The 17,306-nt window shown below is 42.4% G+C and carries 18 protein-coding genes and 1 pseudogene; all 19 read right to left on the reverse strand.

Annotation, left to right across the window (positions count from 1 at the left end; translation table 11 throughout):
* The gene (locus ADJ67_07145; protein AKT47428.1) at positions 1-324 is read right to left on the reverse strand and encodes an ATP synthase subunit F; all 324 of its coding nucleotides are present in this window, start codon (positions 322-324) and stop codon (positions 1-3) included.
* The gene (locus tag ADJ67_07150) at positions 317-1,282 is read right to left on the reverse strand and encodes an ATP synthase (protein ID AKT47429.1); all 966 of its coding nucleotides are present in this window, start codon (positions 1,280-1,282) and stop codon (positions 317-319) included. Before ADJ67_07150 ends, ADJ67_07145 begins: the two co-directional genes overlap by 8 nt.
* A 25-nt stretch (positions 1,283-1,307) precedes the next feature.
* Positions 1,308-1,898, reverse strand: a complete 591-nt coding sequence (locus tag ADJ67_07155; protein AKT47430.1) for a hypothetical protein — start codon at positions 1,896-1,898, stop codon at positions 1,308-1,310.
* A gap of 33 nt (positions 1,899-1,931) precedes the next feature.
* Positions 1,932-2,414, reverse strand: coding sequence for a permease (locus ADJ67_07160; protein AKT47431.1), 483 nt, complete (start codon positions 2,412-2,414; stop codon positions 1,932-1,934).
* An 18-nt stretch (positions 2,415-2,432) separates the two neighbouring features.
* Positions 2,433-4,445: an ATP synthase subunit I gene (locus tag ADJ67_07165; protein AKT47432.1), complete on the reverse strand. Its 2,013-nt coding sequence runs from the start codon at positions 4,443-4,445 to the stop codon at positions 2,433-2,435.
* A gap of 157 nt (positions 4,446-4,602) precedes the next feature.
* The gene (locus ADJ67_07170; protein ID AKT47433.1) at positions 4,603-4,914 is read right to left on the reverse strand and encodes a hypothetical protein; all 312 of its coding nucleotides are present in this window, start codon (positions 4,912-4,914) and stop codon (positions 4,603-4,605) included.
* A 260-nt stretch (positions 4,915-5,174) separates the two neighbouring features.
* Positions 5,175-5,825 carry a hypothetical protein gene (locus ADJ67_07175; protein AKT47434.1) on the reverse strand — a complete coding sequence of 217 codons (651 nt, stop codon included), beginning with the start codon at positions 5,823-5,825 and terminating at the stop codon, positions 5,175-5,177.
* A complete protein-coding gene (locus tag ADJ67_07180; GenBank protein ID AKT47435.1) occupies positions 5,804-6,766 on the reverse strand; it encodes a hypothetical protein in 963 nt (320 codons plus the stop codon). The genes ADJ67_07175 and ADJ67_07180 overlap by 22 nt, the downstream gene beginning before the upstream one ends.
* A gap of 97 nt (positions 6,767-6,863) precedes the next feature.
* Positions 6,864-7,451: a hydrolase gene (locus ADJ67_07185; protein AKT47436.1), complete on the reverse strand. Its 588-nt coding sequence runs from the start codon at positions 7,449-7,451 to the stop codon at positions 6,864-6,866.
* On the reverse strand, positions 7,452-8,552 hold the full coding sequence (locus ADJ67_07190) for an iron ABC transporter ATP-binding protein (protein ID AKT47437.1): 1,101 nt from the start codon (positions 8,550-8,552) through the stop codon (positions 7,452-7,454). It lies immediately after the preceding gene.
* A gap of 9 nt (positions 8,553-8,561) precedes the next feature.
* Entirely contained in the window at positions 8,562-9,599 is a 1,038-nt protein-coding gene (locus ADJ67_07195; protein ID AKT47438.1) for an iron ABC transporter permease, read from the reverse strand.
* Positions 9,600-9,610: 11 nt separating this feature from the next.
* Positions 9,611-10,783, reverse strand: a complete 1,173-nt coding sequence (locus ADJ67_07200) for an iron ABC transporter substrate-binding protein (protein ID AKT47439.1) — start codon at positions 10,781-10,783, stop codon at positions 9,611-9,613.
* Position 10,784: 1 nt separating this feature from the next.
* Entirely contained in the window at positions 10,785-11,543 is a 759-nt protein-coding gene (locus tag ADJ67_07205) for a hypothetical protein (GenBank protein AKT47440.1), read from the reverse strand.
* 456 nt (positions 11,544-11,999) lie between these two features.
* Positions 12,000-12,833, reverse strand: coding sequence for a 3-keto-5-aminohexanoate cleavage protein (locus ADJ67_07210; GenBank protein AKT47441.1), 834 nt, complete (start codon positions 12,831-12,833; stop codon positions 12,000-12,002).
* 89 nt (positions 12,834-12,922) lie between these two features.
* Positions 12,923-13,774, reverse strand: a complete 852-nt coding sequence (locus ADJ67_07215) for a glmZ(sRNA)-inactivating NTPase (protein AKT47712.1) — start codon at positions 13,772-13,774, stop codon at positions 12,923-12,925.
* Between the two features lie 21 nt (positions 13,775-13,795).
* Entirely contained in the window at positions 13,796-14,512 is a 717-nt protein-coding gene (locus tag ADJ67_07220) for a hypothetical protein (GenBank protein AKT47713.1), read from the reverse strand.
* A gap of 37 nt (positions 14,513-14,549) precedes the next feature.
* Positions 14,550-15,437 (reverse strand): hypothetical protein, encoded by an 888-nt coding sequence (locus tag ADJ67_07225; protein AKT47442.1) that lies wholly within the window; start codon positions 15,435-15,437, stop codon positions 14,550-14,552.
* Positions 15,437-16,636: a hypothetical protein gene (locus ADJ67_07230; GenBank protein AKT47714.1), complete on the reverse strand. Its 1,200-nt coding sequence runs from the start codon at positions 16,634-16,636 to the stop codon at positions 15,437-15,439. The genes ADJ67_07225 and ADJ67_07230 overlap by 1 nt, the downstream gene beginning before the upstream one ends.
* Before the next feature lie 262 nt (positions 16,637-16,898).
* Positions 16,899-17,306: pseudogene (locus ADJ67_07235) on the reverse strand (hypothetical protein).

Below are 17,306 nucleotides of genomic sequence, written 5' to 3' on the forward strand. Positions count from 1 at the left end.
TCAGTTATCGTGTGAAAACAAAATATCCGATCCTACCGCTCTTTCAACGGATTTTTTAACTTCGGCTATTCCTGCTCCAGTGTTTCCGTGTGTGCCTGGTATCTCAATGATGGCCGGCACAATCTTGTCCTGATATTTTGCAATTTCATCTCTTAAATCTGCCGCCAAGAATTCCGTAATATAGATTATTCCATATCCCTGCTCGGCAAGCTCTGACAGCTTATGTTTTGCCTCAGCAGGCTCTGTTACCGGTATGGTATCAAAGCCCAAAGCAGCAAAGCCGTAAATGCTGTCATAATCTCCTATTACAGCAATATCACGCATACATTTCCCTTACTCTTTCTCTAATCGCCTCTTCGGAAAGGTCATTTTGCTTTCCTGTGAGTACAATTCTAACTGTCTTTATTTCGTTTAGTCTTGCAATTACATAGGCAAATATTGGACCTACTGTAAACGCATTGTACTTTTGCGGTTTTATCGCTCTTATTATGCGGTTATCACACCAGCACTCAAATATGGATTGCGAGCTTTTCAGTGCATCAACGCCATCTCTATACGGTGTTGTTGCAAGATATGCAGCTATTTCATCCTTGCCTGCTATCGCAGCCTTTATGAGTGCATCTGTGTTTATCGAATCACAGCTTGACATCGCCCTCTTCATGAAGTCGGCACTTTTACTTGTCAGCTGAGCTCTTACAGCAATCTTGATGTTCGCTACTGCGACGATAGACTCTGTGTAATCTTTGATGATATCAACCTTTGATCTGTGTCCTGCAAGGTATATCGCTTCCATGCAGGCTCTATCGATTACGATATCGCAAAGCTGTCCGTCGCCTGTGTGAACAAGACTTTCGTAGGCTTCCTTTGCGGCATCCTGCATATCCTCAGGAAGTAGCTTGTAGTTGCCCTCCTGGATTGCAGCTCTCATCTCTTCGCCACTTGGATTCGTGTCGTAGTAGATGCTTATGCCCTTTGGTCTACTTACAGCTGCCTTTATCGCAGCCTTTAGATTGTGATAGAGCTTCGGAATGCTCAAAACAGCGAAGTGTTTCATATCGATTTTAAACTCTTTGATTAGAGCCCAAATCTTATCTTCTTCTGCTGCGAGGATTCTCTCGCCGTCACCCTTTGAGTCCGAGTTTCCCCAGGACTTTTCCTCAAGAAATTGAATGCACTGCTCATAAGTGCCGAGTGAGATAAGCTGCTCGATATCTGTATCCTTCAGGAGGGATGTCTCTAGCGCACGAATTCTCGCGACCTCGTAAACATAATTTTCTCCCATATTTTCTCCTTATAGCCTATTCTCACTAAAATAGTAATTTCTGAACAAGGTCGGAAAGCTCTTCCTTTTTGTCTGCGAAGATAGCTTCGAGTGTGCAGTTCTCTTCGATGCCACCGTATGATAGAACAAATCCGTCTTCTACATCTATGGCATCTTTTGATACACTCATATTAGCCTGTCTGCCTTCTGCGATTGCCTTAATCTTATCCTCAAAGTCCTTAGGCATTCTAGCTAGGTCTTTTGATGATAGTGAGATAACTCCCTCGCCCTCATGTATAGCCTTATCTGCTATTTTGAGAAGCAGTGCAAAGTATTCCTCATCTGGCAATTCTCTAATCTGCGCCTTCGCGTTATCTATTACCTCAGCAATCAAAGCTTGCTTAGTCTCGAGTATCTTGCGACTACGCTCTAGCTCCATAGATGACTTTGCTCTTTCTTTGATCTGTACAAGCTGAGCTTCAGTTTTTTGAGAGATTTCCGCACATTTCTTTTCGGCGTCCGCCTTATTTTGTTCTTCGATTTGACTTGCCTTAGCCTTTGCTTCATCCATGGATGCTTTCGCAGCTTCGGCAGCTTCATCGAGAATGTTCTGTTTAATTTTATCTAATCCGGTCATTTTCTCTCTCCTTAACCTATGCTAACAAATATACTATAGCTTGATATTTGATACTGATAGGATTGAGATAAGAAGTGCAAGGATTGCATATGTCTCTACCATTGCAGGGAATAGCATAGCCTTACCGAACTGATCTGGCTTCTTAGCAACGATTCCGATTGAAGCAACTGATGTCTTGCCCTGGTGGAATGCTGATACTAAACCTACGATTGCGATTGGCATGCATGCAGCAAAGATTGTAAGTCCTGTGCCTACGCTCATGCTTGTTACAGCTGTTCCGCCGAGAATACCAATCTTTGATAGTGTGATAAATGTTACGAGAAGTCCGTAAATACCCTGTGTACCTGGAAGTAGCTGAAGGATAAGTACCTTAGCGAACTGATTAGGATCTTCGCTTACTACTCCTGCTGCTGCCTGACCTGCTTTACCTACGCCCCAAGCTGATCCCATACCTGCCAAAATTGTTGCGAGCGCTGCTCCAAAGATTGCAATTGCAAAACCCATACTAATTTCCATGATTTTTTCCTCCTAGAATTATTTTATCTCTATATACTTACTTTCTGTTGTTAACGGTTCAAATGGCTTTCCGCCGCCCTCGTAGAACTTGCCGAAGAATTCGACAAACTGAAGTCTGTTCGTGTGAACATATGCTCCGAGCACATTGATTGCCATATTCATTGTATGTCCAAATATGAACACTATTGTAAAGATGATTGCTCCAAGGACTCCGCCTCCGACCATGCTTCCCATCATATTGATAACGCTGGCGATTACACCAGTTGCAAGTCCTAACGCAAGAAGTCTTGAATACGATAGCACATCGCTGAGCCATCCTGTAACTCCGTAGATATCGTAGGCACCTAGTGCAATTCTCAGAGCTACATTCTTGTGACCTCTTCCTGACATCAATAGAATTCCTAGCATTCCTGCGATAGTGAGTACCTTTGATAACATCACTACTGATGCAGGGAACTTGATTGTCATCTGCGAGATTGATGCGAAAATATCTGTTGGTAGTAGCAAGAGGATAAGTCCAATTAGGAACATATACCAGAATACTACGTCGCAGATACAGTCGATGACCTTGCCCTCCTTGAGCTCTTGGAAGCCTTTGATTGCTAGTCCTGCGAAGAGGTGAATTACACCAAATAGCATACACCAGATCAAAAGTCTCATCGGATTATCAAGCGGTGCAAACCACAGTGGCTTGATTGCGAACTCCTTGCCAAAGAAGGTCTTTGCTATGACTGTTGGTGCGTCTCCGAAATATCCTCCGAACATCACGCCCCAGAAGAGTGTTGAGAGTCCGCAGAAGCCAAATAGCTTGAGCATCTTCTTCATTCCTTCTTCCATCTTTGGGAACTTCTTCAGTACTATGAAGCAACCGATTGACATCAAAAGTCCGTAGGCTGCATCTGAGAGCATCATTCCAAAGAAGAACACGTAGAAGTAGGACATCACCTTTGTTGGATCTATATCTCTAAGCTTTGGAAGTCCGTAGGATTCTAGTACGCCCTCGGCACTTGATGAGAAGGAATTGTTCTTTAGCACCGTTGGCGCCTCGTCCTCATCTGTCACATCTGCAAGCTCGATTACACAATCAAAACTTCCTTCTAACAGTTCCTTAACTCTTGAAGCCTTATCCTTAGGTATGAAGCCTGTCATTACGAAGGTTCTCTCAGATTGCCTTAGCTCTCCGGTAACTTCAACGTTTTTTAGCCTCATTCTGAAGTAGTCGCAAGCCTCTCTGAGTTTATCTCTGCTTTCTGCTGCCTCTGTAATCTTCTTCTCAAGCTCCTCGCTTGTCTGATTTATCGATTCTATATCAGCTTCAAGCTTTTCGATTTGCTCCCTTGGCGTCTTGTCATAGCCTAGCGAGCTCTTTGCAAAACCTCCGCTTCTTAGCGCATCTTCTACCTTACCTGAAACATCCTTCTTAGCGATTACCACAATGTATGCAGCATCGGAGTCCATACAGACGACTTCTAAATCGATGTCTACTTCTTCATCACACTTCTTCTGTACTAACTCGTGTATTTTCGCCTCGTCCATATCAGGCGGCATGGTTCCTATCAAAACCTTAGTTTTCTTCGTCTCTGTTAAATCAAATGGTATATCTAGCTCCTGCCAAGGTTTTAGTCCTTCAATTTTCTCGTTAATCTTTGCTACGAGAGCTTTGTTTTCGCTATATTCCTTAGACCAGCTAATCACCTGATCTGCAAGCTCTTTAATGGTTTTAGCATTCTGCATTTCCTGCGTCAGCTTTTCCTTATCTATCAAAGGCTTGCCTTCAAGTGAGCTGAACATCCCCTTTGTCTCCGGAGAGAAAGTATCCATCACCTCAAGTGCCTGCTCAGTAAGGCTTAGCTTCTTGCTAAATTCTCTGCTGACTTCCTTCGTATCTGTCGTTACAAAGCCATCAAGCTCTTTAAGGGACTTGTCATCGCTCAGTTCTATGGTTCCGAGCGTCTGGATTTTTTCTAGGATTTCTTGCCTATCTTTTTTCAATGCGCAGATACCGATTTTTTGCATCTGCAATACTGCCATACTACATTCTCCCTTCTGAAAACATATTTTCAAATAAATATAATCGACCGTACAAAGCCAAATTAAGTGCTTACAATGAAACGAGTTTCTGGGTTCCGCGGACTTACCATTACTGCCAAACTCTTTGCGGCCACATCCTCGATTCACATGCACTTATTTAACTTACTACTGCGTCGATTATCTTTTGAATTGCATCTTTTTCTTTGCGCTTAGCATCTTCTCTGAGCTCTTCGAGTTCAGACTCTAGTCCCTTAAGCGCCTCCTGTCTGTGTTCCTCAGCCTCCTGTTGAGCGGCTTTAATCCTCTCATCGGCCTCGGATTTTGCTCGCGAAATCTCCTGCTCACACTGCAAGCTGCTTTCGCTCTTCGTTCTTTCAATCAGTTCTAACTCGGAAGCTTTTCCATCAGCAATGATTTTATCAGCCTCCAGTTCGACTTCATGGATTGCTTTGATTGTCTCGCTAACCATTTCTTGTCCTCCTAAATTAACTGAATCATACCCAAATTATATCGTACATGCATACAATTATCAAATAAATATGAATAATTATTACTTTGACTCTTGAATACTTTTTATCATTTGGATAAGATAATATCATTATACCCCTTTAAAACAATTTTACACAATCTTTCGGACACAAAAATGCCACTGCTTCAAACAGTGGCATTTTGATTATGTATGCAAAAAAATACATAAATTTTAGATTTTTGTATGAAAATTAATACAAGCTATTTCCACTTAAACGAATCTACTATGCTCTGAGATGCTTTGTCAGGCTCTTCGCTACCTGAGTAGTTGCTCTCATAAACAAAGATATGTCCGTGATCGGAGGCTATGTAATACTGCACAATCCTATCGCCATCCACTGTGAATTCATATTTCAAAACTGGATAGCCCTGCTTTGATGTGAATCCTGATGCAAGTATTTGACTAGCTTCATGTCCAGAGATCTGCTGATTTAATTGTAAAAGTATGGCATGTGAGAAGCTATCAATATCATCCTTAGAATATGGATTTGTTCCATACTGAACCGAGATATTGTCTAGCTTTCCTTCGCCACTATGGCTTACTGGAACAACAAATGGTTTTTCATCTGTTGAATCACCTTCGTGAAGCTTCCATCCCTCAGGAATCACAAAACTACCTTGCTTTAAATTAAATGTTTCTCCTGCCTTTGTTCCCTGCTTTTTGTCAATTGCTGTATTTGACCTTGCTTTATTATCGCTTTGAGTATCGTAATTTTTTCGTTCTCCACAAGCTGCAAGTAATGTCATAACTAGTATCGCTATAAAAGCAATGGTTACTGCTTTCCACGTATTTCTTTTCATGGCCTTCTCCTGAACTATTTCAAGTAGATCTAGTTTTCTTTTTCTATGCACCCGTGCTCTTCCGCGAAAGAAAGTATCTTCTGAAGTCTGCTATTGATTCCTGCTTTCTTGAGCGGCGGCGCACACAGCTCTCCGAGCTGTGTGAGGCTGGCGTCGGGGTTTTCCGCGCGGAGCCTTGCGGTTTCGCGCAGCCTCGGCGGCAGCTTGTCGAAGAGCCCGCGGGATTCGATGGCGCGGATGGCAGAAAGCTGCCGCTGCGCCGCGTCAAGAGCCCTATCCATGTTCGCATTATCGCAATTTGTAATGCGCACAGTGCGGTTCCTCATCTGCTTCTTAATTACCGTGTTGTCAAAGCTCAAAACGTGGCTGTGCGCCCCGATTATTGCGAGCATATCCCTTATGTTTGAAAGGCTCTTGACATACACAATGTATTTCCCTCGCCTCTCCATCGTCTTTGCCGTCATGTCGACAAAACCATTGATTAACTTCTTTAGGTCAAGAGCAAACCTCTCGCTGTTGCAGACGAATTCGAGGTGGTAGGTTTTGTCAGGATTGTTTACAGAACCACAAGCGAGGAAAACTCCTCTGATATATGATTTACGACAGCACTTTGTTCTTACAACATCGTCGTAAATACCATCGGAAATAAAGTTATTTCCCTCTCTTACAAGCAGTATTCCTGTTTCACGCAGAATCTGCTCAGACCTTTCCTCAGGTCCTATGGTAAGAAGATAGCTCCTCTGCTTATTAAAGCCTGAGCCTTCTCCGATTTCTAACTTTGCATCAACCTTAAAATACTCTTTGATCAGGCGCTTATAATGTCGTGCTACCGCTGGTATTTCAGTGGTGACAACTATCTTAAACTTTCCCGCACCAGCAAGACGAAGACTTCCAGAAACACGTAAAAAACCTGCCAGCTCGGCAAGCTGGCAGCACTTTTTTTCTATTTCTGTTCTAGCAAGTTCATTCTTTACTTCCGTTGAGAAGCTCATAGACCTTACCCCCTGCTGTCAATTTTATTAGCACGACTCTTGCGCCAATATCTTATGCTCAGTCCTTCTTATCCGCAAGAATTTCACAACTAAGAAATTATTCCTTGATATTGCCCTCTGCAATATGTTTATCGATTATATCTTTGATGATTGCAAAGAGATCCTCAGAACCATGTCTCGTCTTCTCTTGCCTACGCATGATTTGCTCCTTGGTGACTCCGTGTTCCTTCCAGTCGCCACCGCCATTTGCTTCGTGGAGAAGTACAGGCTGAAGATTGTCCATAGCCTTTGCAAACCTTGCCTCTGCAGTTTCCTGGGCTTCAAACTCGTCAAACAGAGCCTCTAGCTTCTGCCCCTGGTCGCTAGGTAGCATTCCGAAGATATGCTTCTTTGCAATTTCCTCACGCTCCCTTTGGGACTTCTTTGCCTCCTCATCATAGGCATAGGTATCGCCTGCCTCGATTTCAACGACATCGTGAATCAGGCACATGAGAATTACCTTTGATATATCTATATCCTCGTTTGCATACTCTCTAAAAAGATAGGCCATAACAGCCATATGCCATGCGTGCTCAGCATCATTTTCCTTGCGAGAATTATCTGCAAGGTGGTTTTGCCTGAAGATATTCTTTTGCTTGTCCATAAGCAGTGCAAATTCAATCTGCTTACGCATTCTATCGTCCATCTAGGCCCTCTCAAGTTTACCCTGCGCTTGCGCCTCCTCTATAAGAGTTGCAACGCGTTTATTCGATAAACCTATTTTATCATTAGCAAGGATTACGCGTCTACATTTTTTGATGGCTTCAAGTGCCTTCTCTAGGCTCTCTTCGCTTATTTCTTCAAAAGCTGGCACCGATATTAAGTCGCTCGCTAGGTTCTTTGCTACATAAAAATCCACATCATTTTCGTGTAATATGCCTGTACAGAACGGAATTCCAAGCCTTGTCATCTCCCTAAAAACAGGAATGCCCTTGCCATTTCCCGCAATTACAAACACCTCTGGCTCTCCCACTGGCTTAGGAAGCTCGACGCTACCAAATGTAATGTTGTAGGAACCCTTCTCTATGCTGTAAAGTTCTCTAATGATTTCATCAGTAAATATATCATTAGGTCTTCCGAAGTGCTCAATAGAGTCGCCGTGAACGCATATAACCTTGTCCGAGATTTTTTGGGCAAGATCTATTTCGTGAAGCGACATCAAAACAGCAATATTCGCCTTCTTTGCCATGGTGTGAAGGATGTTCAAAAGCTCAAGCTTATGCTTTACATCAAGAAAGGATGTCGGTTCGTCCAAAACTATAATCTTTGGCTCCTGGCAAATCGCCCTTGCAAGCAAGACTCTCTGCCTCTGTCCATCACTTATAGCGCTGAAATCCCTACCAGCAAGTTCTTCCACATGAGCCTTTTTCATCGCCTCAGAAACCTTGACTCTATCCTTTTCATCAAGAACTCCAAGCGAGTTTGTATACGGATATCTTCCCGTTGCAACAACATCAAAGCATGTTAGGAGCTCTCCCTTAATCTTCTCTGTCAAAACCACAGACATCTGCTGAGCGAGCGCCTTAAAACTTAGGTTTGCAAGCGAAGCATCTGCGATAAAAACCTCTCCACCAACCATTTCAAGATGCTTGGTTATGCTCTTAAGTATGGTCGACTTTCCTGCACCGTTTGGTCCTATCATGGTCACGATTTCGCCAAAGTCTACGTCTATATTTATATCCTTAATCAGCGGTTTTTTATTGTATCCGACCGTTAAGTCCGATGTTCTAAAATAAATGTTTTCCATTTGATCTCTCTAGTACTTAGTACCGTGTCTCTTAACGAGCATTCCAATAACTATAGGTGCACCAAACATTGCTGTTACAGTGCTTATCGAAAGTTCCACTGGCGCAAATGCCGTTCTTGCAACATAGTCGCAGAACATACAGAATACGCTTCCTGCCATGAATGAGCATGGAATTACAAGAATTGGCTTTGCCGTCTTAAGCCCTATTTTTACAACATGAGGAACTGCGATTCCAACAAAGGAAATCGGTCCAACAAAGGCAGTTACGCATCCAGCCAGAAGGCTTGACATCATGATTAGATACACCCTAAAGCGCTTTACGTTTACGCCCATGCTCTGTGCGTATGATTCGCCCATCTGATACGCTCCAATAGGCTTTGACATTGCAAATACTATAGCAAAGCAAACTAGCACAATTTTGCTAGAAAGACTAACGTCGCTCCAGCTTACTCCTGAAAAGCTTCCTTGCGACCAGTTGTGCAAGTTAACTATATCTGAGTCCTGAGCAAAGGTAATCAAAAACTCCGTTATTGCAGAACAAATATAGCTTATCATGATTCCCGCAACGAGAAGCATAGACATCTGCTTTATCGCTCTTGCCGCAAGAAGTACAAAGCCCATTGCTATCAAAGCACCCACGAAAGCAGCCATGACTATCATCCATGAATTGGTGTGATGAACGTACTTTAATGCTACAATCATCGCAACTGCAACAAAGAGCTTTGATCCTGAAGATATACCTAAAACATAAGGCCCTGCGATAGGGTTGTTGAAAAAGGTTTGCATCAGAAATCCCGAAACCGCAAGACCTCCACCGAGTATCGCAGCTGTTATGATTCTAGGCAGTCTAATCTGCCATATGATATTTACATTTGTTTGATCGCCCTTTTTAGTGAATATTATCTTCATGATTTCCGTAAAGGAAATATCCACAGCGCCTGAATTGATATTCCATACAATCAAAACGAAAAAGGCAATTATGAGACAGATGAAGACCGCAAGGTATCTCCATCTGTCGCTGATTTTATGATTTTGCTGAAGTGTCATATTCTTCCTCTTTATTTAAGCTTAAACAGGTACTCCATCTTCTTCTGAGCTTCCTTATCACCTGAGAATATTGCGTTCATCTCCTGTATGATGCTTCCCATTTTGTTGGTCTGCTGAAACATGCTTCTGCTTGTGCACCAAGCATTTCCCTCTTTGACTGCCTTAAAATCCTTGAGAACAGGGCTCTTATCGAGAAGCTCATCTAGCGTATAAATCTGTTCAACGATACTGCAGTTATATATTAGGATATCTGCATCCTTTGCTGTTTTGTAAAACTCTTCCATGCTCATGTTTATCGTGCTAAGTTTGCTGTCTTCACCTGTCCCTAAGTCAGAGAAAGCATATTCGCCCCCTGCAATCTTTATCATCTCTGGGACATATCCATTTGACTTATATGTTACGACATTTCCTCTAGTGTTCACATAAAAGAATATTACCTTCTTGCCAGTTGATTTTGTATCCTTGAGTTTTTCTATTTTTTCTGCCTGCTCATCAAAGATCTTGTTAGCAAGCTCCTCCTTGTCCAAAAGCACGCCAAAGAACTTAATCCACTCCGTTCTTCCAAGCGGATGCGACTCATAGCTTGACTTTTCTATCATGGTCTTGATTCCGAGCTCAATAAGTTTTTCTTTTACCTCAGGATTATGAAGAATCATAGTGTTTTGGATAGCAAGCTCACACTTTCCATTAATCAAAGTCTCATAGTCAGGCGCATTATACTTACCTGCATTAATCCACTTCTTCTCTTCAATTGCCTTTCTAGCGTTTTCTATGTACCAGTGGTCGGTACCTACGAACTTAATGTTATCTAGTGAATCGAGCGAATCAAATAGCGCCATAACCGCAGTAGAAACAAGATATATATTCTTAAGTGGCTGTTTTACAACTATGATGTCCTTATCTAGATTCTTTGGAGCTTCTTTGCCCTTAGGCACAACGAGAAGCTTATCCCCATCGACAATCTCAAGATAGGCATAACCACCTTCGTACTTATATATAGAAAATTGGTTAGCGTATTTAAGTTTAACCTTTTCCTTAAACTTTAGTCCTTCAAAAGCAGGCGCGCCGCTTTCATTTGATCCACTAGAACCTAGGTCTGCAAATATCAGAACCATAAAGCCTATTGCTATCGCAATAGCTAGTCCAACCACGCCTATTAAAATAGCTTTGTTTTTCTTTGCCATATTATTTTTTCTTTCCTATCTTAAGTATCATTAATATACCTACTCCTGCTACTCCTAGTGAAACAACGAGGCCTCCGATGTATAAAGGTAGCTTACTATTCTTTGGCTCCGAAGCCTTTGCAGAAGTCTGTTTCTTATCATCAGCTTTCTTTGCTGCTTTCTTATCAGCCTTCTTTGACTTATCGCTTGCTTTGGAGTTCTTATCGTCCTTAGAATCTTCCTTAGCCTTATCATCCTTCTTATCGTCATTCTTCTCGGATGCCTTTGCATCTCCACTAGCACTATTTGATGCTGCACTATTATCACCAGTGCTTCCTCCACCTACCGTTGGAATTGCAGAGTCATCAAAGTATAATGTATAGTTTAGAGTATGTGGGGTTGACATTGCCGTTGTTTCCATTGTTACATTGACACTTCCGAGGCTTGGAAGTGGTGCACTGTTAAATATCTGTGCATGTGCCCCATATTGCTGAGGATAAACCGTTCCAGCCGTTGTTGTAAAGTATGAGTACTGGGGAATCCCGTCATCTGAAACTCTTTTAAACACTATTGTTGCATAAATCTGACCCCCAGATATTGTCACAGAACACGGCGAAACTATAGCATTATGTGACATTCTTCCTTCGCTCAAACTTACTGGAACGCTGTATGTTCCATCCTGATATGTCGCCGCAAGCGACGGAATCGCGCTAGCCATTACGAAAACAGCTAATACCGCTGTAACGGCTAGTCTTCTAAATACCTTTTTAAAATCTCTCACCTATTTTCTCCTTTTCTTAAATCGAGCATCGCATATATTATTGCCCTAAATTAAAATAACGGTGCTTCGACCGTTATCTGATAAGTGTTTCTTCTCAATTGCATCCAAATATCATGTGGCGCAATATCAAAACCTTACTGTCGAAGCTTTGAATATCTAAATGCAAAACATCTGGTATCCTGACTAAGGTTCGTCCTCAAATGCGCCTTCCCATCTAATCATCCTACCTATCAGCAAGCCTTAAATAGTGGCATCTTGCATTCTCGTCCCCCATACAGTAGCGCAGACTGCTACGGATTCTCACCGTATTCCCAGAAGTTCTGTTTTGCTGCACATATTCACAAATATATTATACTTGGAGCACAAAATTTACGCAAGAGAAATCCTAAAGCAAAAGTGGTGCTCGGAAAATCCCCAAGCACCACTTTTTTATCCACATGTATTTAAGTTTATATATTACCAAGTTCTCTTAGGAAGACCAAGAATTTCTCTTGCTTCGTCTGGTGTAGCAATCTCTCTTCCGAGTAGCTTTGCTAGTTTAACAGCCTTCTCTACCATCTCACCATTGCTCTTTGCTAGAACACCCTTCTCTAGGTATAGGTTGTCCTCAAAGCCTACTCTTACGTGTCCACCCATTGAGATTGTAGCTGCTGCGATGTGCCATGCATTCTTACCAAGACCTGTAGCTGTCCATGTTGAACCTGCAGGAATTGATGTTGCCATGTATACTAGGTCTCTAACTGATGCCTCCATCTGAACACCTAAAACGAAGTCCCAGTGAAGCGGATGAACGAGAAGTCCCTTACGATCAGCAACTCTTAGAGCTAGGTCGATCATACCCTTATCGAATACCTCAAGCTCAGGCTTGATTCCTCTCTCCTTAAGGATCTTAGCGAAGTTCTCGATTGTTGTGTTTGTATTTGTGAAAACCTCATCTCCACCGAAGTTAACAGTACCACAGTCTAGTGTAGCCATCTCTGGTGTAGGAACGATCTCTGTTGACTGAAGTCTCTCAAGGTCTGTCATTCCAACTGCACCACCTGTTGAAGGCTGAATGATTGCATCTGGACACTCCTTACGGATAGCGTCTACACATACCTGGAATCTCTCCTTGCTCTGTGTAGGTGTACCATCATCTTCTCTAACGTGAAGGTGAATTAAAGCAGCTCCTGCATCGTAAGCTGACTTAGCCTCTCTAACGATTTCCTCTACAGTGTAAGGAACCGCTGGATTCTGTTCTTTAGTAACCTCTGCACCGCAGATACAAGCGCTGATAATTAGTTTTTCCATTTCTCTCTCCTTAAATCTACCGAATTAAACCTGATATCATAAAAGTGATTCGATTTTGGTTCACTTGTTTTTATAGATTCATTATAACATCAAATGTCTCTATGTTCAAGAGTTACTCTATAACCTTTTGCCCTTAGTTCCTTTGCAACCTCATCTGCTGTAGCCACAGATCTATGTTGTCCTCCAGTGCATCCAAAGGCTATATTTAGGTGGTATTTACCCTCTTTGATGTATGCTGGAATAAGCATTTCTAACATCTCTAGTTCAGCCTTAATAAAGTCCTGAGTAATCTTCTGTCTGAGAACATATGAGGATACCTTCTTATTGTTACCCGTGAGTCTCTTTAGACTCGGTAGATAATAGGGGTTAGGAATAAATCTCATATCTAGCACTAGGTCAGCTTCGATAGGAATACCCCTCTTATATCCGAATGATTTTATATTTATCAAAAATGACGACTTGCCGCTTCCCTCTTCAAAGATTTTGCTAATCTCCTGCTTAAGTTCAGCAACCTTTAGGTTTGTAGTATCTATGATGTAGTCTGAAAGGTCTCTGATCTCTTTGAGCTCTTCTCTTTCTGCTGCGATGACCTCCTTTGTTGTACTTCCCGTTGCTAGAGGGTGGGCCCTTCTTGTCTCATTAAAGCGCTTTATCAAAGTTCTCTCCGACGCCTCGATAAATAGGATTCTGCAGTCGATATTCTCATCGGACTTTAGGAGATTTATATACTCCTTCATGTCAGAAAAATAAGCACCGCCACGCGCATCGAAAACAAAAGCCGCTTTTTCAATCTGTTTCTTAGACGACTTCGTAAGCTCGATAAAGTTCGCAATCAAAGCAGGAGGCATATTGTCAACACAATAGAATCCCCTGTCTTCAAACCAGTCCATAGCATTGGTCTTTCCTGCTCCAGAAAGGCCAGTTACAACTACAACCTTCATTTTTTCCATTTAAACAACCTCTTAAATATGCTCTATATTTACAATTCTATCAAAATCAAGTCCAGCGATATAGGCTCTGCCAAGCCCGCCCTCATATAGCCCCACATTCTCAGGTCTATGAGCGTCGCTGCTGATAACGAAGCTTACATCGTACTTTGATGCTGTCTTAATTCCCTCGTAGTCTAGGAAGGGGTGCTTCATATTTATCTCAAGCCATGTTCCCTTGTCCTCACATGCCCTTGCAATCTCGGCAATGTCGAACCTTCCCTTGTCTCCAGGATGTGTGAATATCTTCAGGTCGTTTTCATATATGCACTTAACACACATATCCGTGTTCTTTACAAGCATCTTCTTACCCCAGCTTTCTGGGTAAGCATGCCTAAAATCTAGCCAGTTTCCAACGCAGTAGCCATGTAAAACACCGTAGTGATAGCCTGCGTGCAGAAAGTCGAGGTACTTTAGATCCTCAGCATTTACATCTACATGATTTCCACAGTTTAAAACATTTGCCTCCACACTAAGGTAGAGGTCAATCTCAGGATATACTTCCTTGAGTCTATCTATCTCAGCCCTCATCACAGGGATTGCAGACCTCTTCACTCCGTAGGTCAGATGTCCTGGCCCGTGGTCGGAAATCGCAAGTGCCTTTAACCCCTTTGATATTGCAACCTTGACATTGTCCTCAATGGAGCCCTTTCCGTGCGAGAATGTCGTGTGCGTATGATAATCAAAGGTCATGCGATACTGCGATACCTTATTTTCTAAATCACTTAAACTATAAGCCAATTATCCTCACCTCCGGTTCGAGTTTTACACCGAACTTATCAAAGACAGTATTTTGAACTAGGTGCATTAGATCTACTATATCATCTGCCCTTGCTCCACCTGTGTTAATCATAAATCCGCAGTGCTTGCTTGAAATCTGAGCGCCACCTACACTTACGCCCTTAAGGCCAGCATCCTCTATCAGCTTTGCCGCAAAGTAGCCATCAGGCCTTTTGAAGAAGCTTCCAGCACTTGGAAATTCTAGCGGTTGTTTGGAGGTTCTCTTCTTTGTTAGCTCAGCTAGCTTTTCCTCAATCTCAGCCTTATCGCCTCTTGGAAGTTTTAGGGTTGCCGAAACGACAAGTTCCTTTGTTTCCTGAAGCCTGCTGTGTCTATATGTTAGCTCTAATTCCTCTGCAGGTACAGTCTTTAGCTCCCATTTGCCCTCAGAGTTAGGGGAAAGAAGTTCTACGGATTCAAGCACATCTACGATTTCTCCGCCATAGGCTCCAGCATTCATGAAAACTGCACCGCCTATACTTCCTGGGATCCCTGATGCAAATTCAAAACCAGCAAGGCTCTCTGCGAGCGCCTTCTTGGCAATCTTTGATAAAAGACTTGCCGCCATGCACTTTAGACGAGGCCCATCCTCCTCTTCGATGAGTTCTACATCATCAAAGCCCTTTCCAAGAGTAACCACAGTGCCATCGTACCCACTATCTAAAAACAGAGTGTTGCTTCCGTTTCCAAGAAAGAGATAGTTTTCCTTTGATTCTGTAATCTCATTCATAATATCTTTGAGTTCAGAAACCGTCTCACAGATTACAAGTCTCTTTGCACTGCCACCACATCTGAAGCTTGTATACTTTGACATAGGCGCGTTGTTCAATATTTCCATTAACGGAGTTCCTCCTTGTCGATTTTATATTTATTGAGATCCTCATAGCTATCAGTTCTAAATTCAAGTCCCTTTGCTTCAAGTCTCTTGTTTATGCTGCGCGAGAAATAGTAGTAGATAATTGCAAACACTGGAACTCCAAGAACCATACCAATGAATCCAAAGAGTCCGCCACCGATTACGATGGAGAAAAGCACCCAAAAGCTTGCAATGCCTGTAGTGTTTCCTAGTATTGCAGGTCCTATGATATTTCCGTCAACCTGCTGAAGAACGAAGATTAAAACCAGGAAGTACAGCGCATGGATAGGGCTCACGAGCAGAATTATTATTGCCGCCGGAATCGCTCCGATAAAAGGTCCAAAGAAAGGAATTACATTAGTTATTCCTATAATGGCACTTATTAAAATCGGATATGGGAAGCCAAAGATTTTCATAAGTATAAAGCAAATGATTCCGATGATTATAGAATCGATTATCTTACCGTTGATAAATCCACCAAAGGTCCTGTTTGTAAACTTCGCAAAATCAAATACAGCCTCTGCCTTTTCCTTAGGAAGCGTTGCTAGAATTACCTTTTTGAACTGTCCTTGGAAGCGTTCCTTGCTATTTAACATATACACACATGCCATGACTCCAATCATAACATTCATCATTGTTTTCAGAGTCAAAATCACCTGTGTAGAGACCTGACCAACAAGCGTGCCCATGCCAGGAAGTAGCTTGGTCTGAGCAAGCTCTATCAAATTAGTCTGGACCTGAGCATAGATTTCGCTCATCTTCATAGCTAGCCTTTTGTTATCCATCTTGCTTGTGATGTCATTAAACAAAGCGCTTAGCTGTGTCAATCTCTGAGGAAGGCTCTTCAAAATACCCGTAAGACTCTCTATAACTTGCGGAACTATCAAAGCAATCAGCCCTGCAACAGCGCCAATTAGGCAAACCACAGCAACAACTGAAGCTACTAACTTGCAGAAAGAAAAGAGCCTCTGCTTATTCTTAAAATATTTTCCAAGTAGCTTATATAGCCCCCTAACCGTCGCATTATATATCGGACTAAGTAGATATGCCATTACAAAACCATAGATAAATGGTGAGATTATGGTCTTTATCGTGCCAACACCCTCGCTAAAGGACTCGTAGTTTCCCACGATTTGATTGAAAATAATCAAAAGCGCCCCGACGATAAAAATCATAAACATCAGCCTTGCATGTTTGTTTTCGAGTAGTCTTTTCACCCTAAACTCCTTCTTCTTAATCAATTAATCACTTATATCCATCAAATCAAATAGCCACAAAATCAAGCTAAGCATCAAGTTCTTAAAATCCGTCGCTATAGTTAAGCATATCCCTAAGCTTGCCGCTTTTTTTCGCCTCGCTCCTCGCCCCGCAAACAGTTCCGTAAAGAACAATATTCGCATAGAGCTTATCACCCTCTGTCGTAATCACAGCGCAGGAATTTTCACTTCCGCCCCTAGGCTCACTTAGGCTACCAGGATTTACAATCAAAACACCATCGTGCTCCATGCACAGCGGCTTATGCGTATGCCCAAAACAAATAGCACTGCAATCGTAGTCCTTCGCCGCTTCGACTATGTCGCTAAGCCCATAGTTCACTCCATAGTCATGGCCGTGGGTCACAAAAATATCCCCAGCCTCGGTTTCAACAATCGTAAAGTCCACGCCCATATGCATGTCGCAATTGCCGCTTACTGCTACGACCTCAATATCAGAAAATCTATCTGCTAGTTTTTCTGCATCCCTCTTATTGTCTCCGCAGTGAATTATCATGTCTATCCCCTTGATACTATTCACCAGATTGATAGCCCTTTTGATATCGCCATGTGTATCGCTAATAACAAGTATTTTCAT

The sequence above is a fragment of the Eubacterium sulci ATCC 35585 genome (genome assembly GCA_001189495.1).
GTDB lineage: Bacteria > Bacillota > Clostridia > Peptostreptococcales > Anaerovoracaceae > Eubacterium_B > Eubacterium_B sulci.

Bases quoted from the DNA above. Each gene is read 5' to 3' on its own strand.
- ADJ67_07145 (AKT47428.1), bottom strand. From the start codon at position 324: ATGCGTGATATTGCTGTAATAGGAGATTATGACAGCATTTACGGCTTT.
- ADJ67_07150 (AKT47429.1), bottom strand. From the start codon at position 1,282: ATGGGAGAAAATTATGTTTACGAGGTCGCGAGAATTCGTGCGCTAGAG.
- ADJ67_07155 (AKT47430.1), bottom strand. From the start codon at position 1,898: ATGACCGGATTAGATAAAATTAAACAGAACATTCTCGATGAAGCTGCC.
- ADJ67_07160 (AKT47431.1), bottom strand. From the start codon at position 2,414: ATGGAAATTAGTATGGGTTTTGCAATTGCAATCTTTGGAGCAGCGCTC.
- ADJ67_07165 (AKT47432.1), bottom strand. From the start codon at position 4,445: ATGGCAGTATTGCAGATGCAAAAAATCGGTATCTGCGCATTGAAAAAA.
- ADJ67_07170 (AKT47433.1), bottom strand. From the start codon at position 4,914: ATGGTTAGCGAGACAATCAAAGCAATCCATGAAGTCGAACTGGAGGCT.
- ADJ67_07180 (AKT47435.1), bottom strand. From the start codon at position 6,766: ATGAGCTTCTCAACGGAAGTAAAGAATGAACTTGCTAGAACAGAAATA.
- ADJ67_07185 (AKT47436.1), bottom strand. From the start codon at position 7,451: ATGGACGATAGAATGCGTAAGCAGATTGAATTTGCACTGCTTATGGAC.
- ADJ67_07190 (AKT47437.1), bottom strand. From the start codon at position 8,552: ATGGAAAACATTTATTTTAGAACATCGGACTTAACGGTCGGATACAAT.
- ADJ67_07195 (AKT47438.1), bottom strand. From the start codon at position 9,599: ATGACACTTCAGCAAAATCATAAAATCAGCGACAGATGGAGATACCTT.
- ADJ67_07200 (AKT47439.1), bottom strand. From the start codon at position 10,783: ATGGCAAAGAAAAACAAAGCTATTTTAATAGGCGTGGTTGGACTAGCT.
- ADJ67_07210 (AKT47441.1), bottom strand. From the start codon at position 12,833: ATGGAAAAACTAATTATCAGCGCTTGTATCTGCGGTGCAGAGGTTACT.
- ADJ67_07215 (AKT47712.1), bottom strand. From the start codon at position 13,774: ATGAAGGTTGTAGTTGTAACTGGCCTTTCTGGAGCAGGAAAGACCAAT.
- ADJ67_07220 (AKT47713.1), bottom strand. From the start codon at position 14,512: ATGACCTTTGATTATCATACGCACACGACATTCTCGCACGGAAAGGGC.
- ADJ67_07225 (AKT47442.1), bottom strand. From the start codon at position 15,437: ATGGAAATATTGAACAACGCGCCTATGTCAAAGTATACAAGCTTCAGA.
- ADJ67_07230 (AKT47714.1), bottom strand. From the start codon at position 16,636: ATGTTTATGATTTTTATCGTCGGGGCGCTTTTGATTATTTTCAATCAA.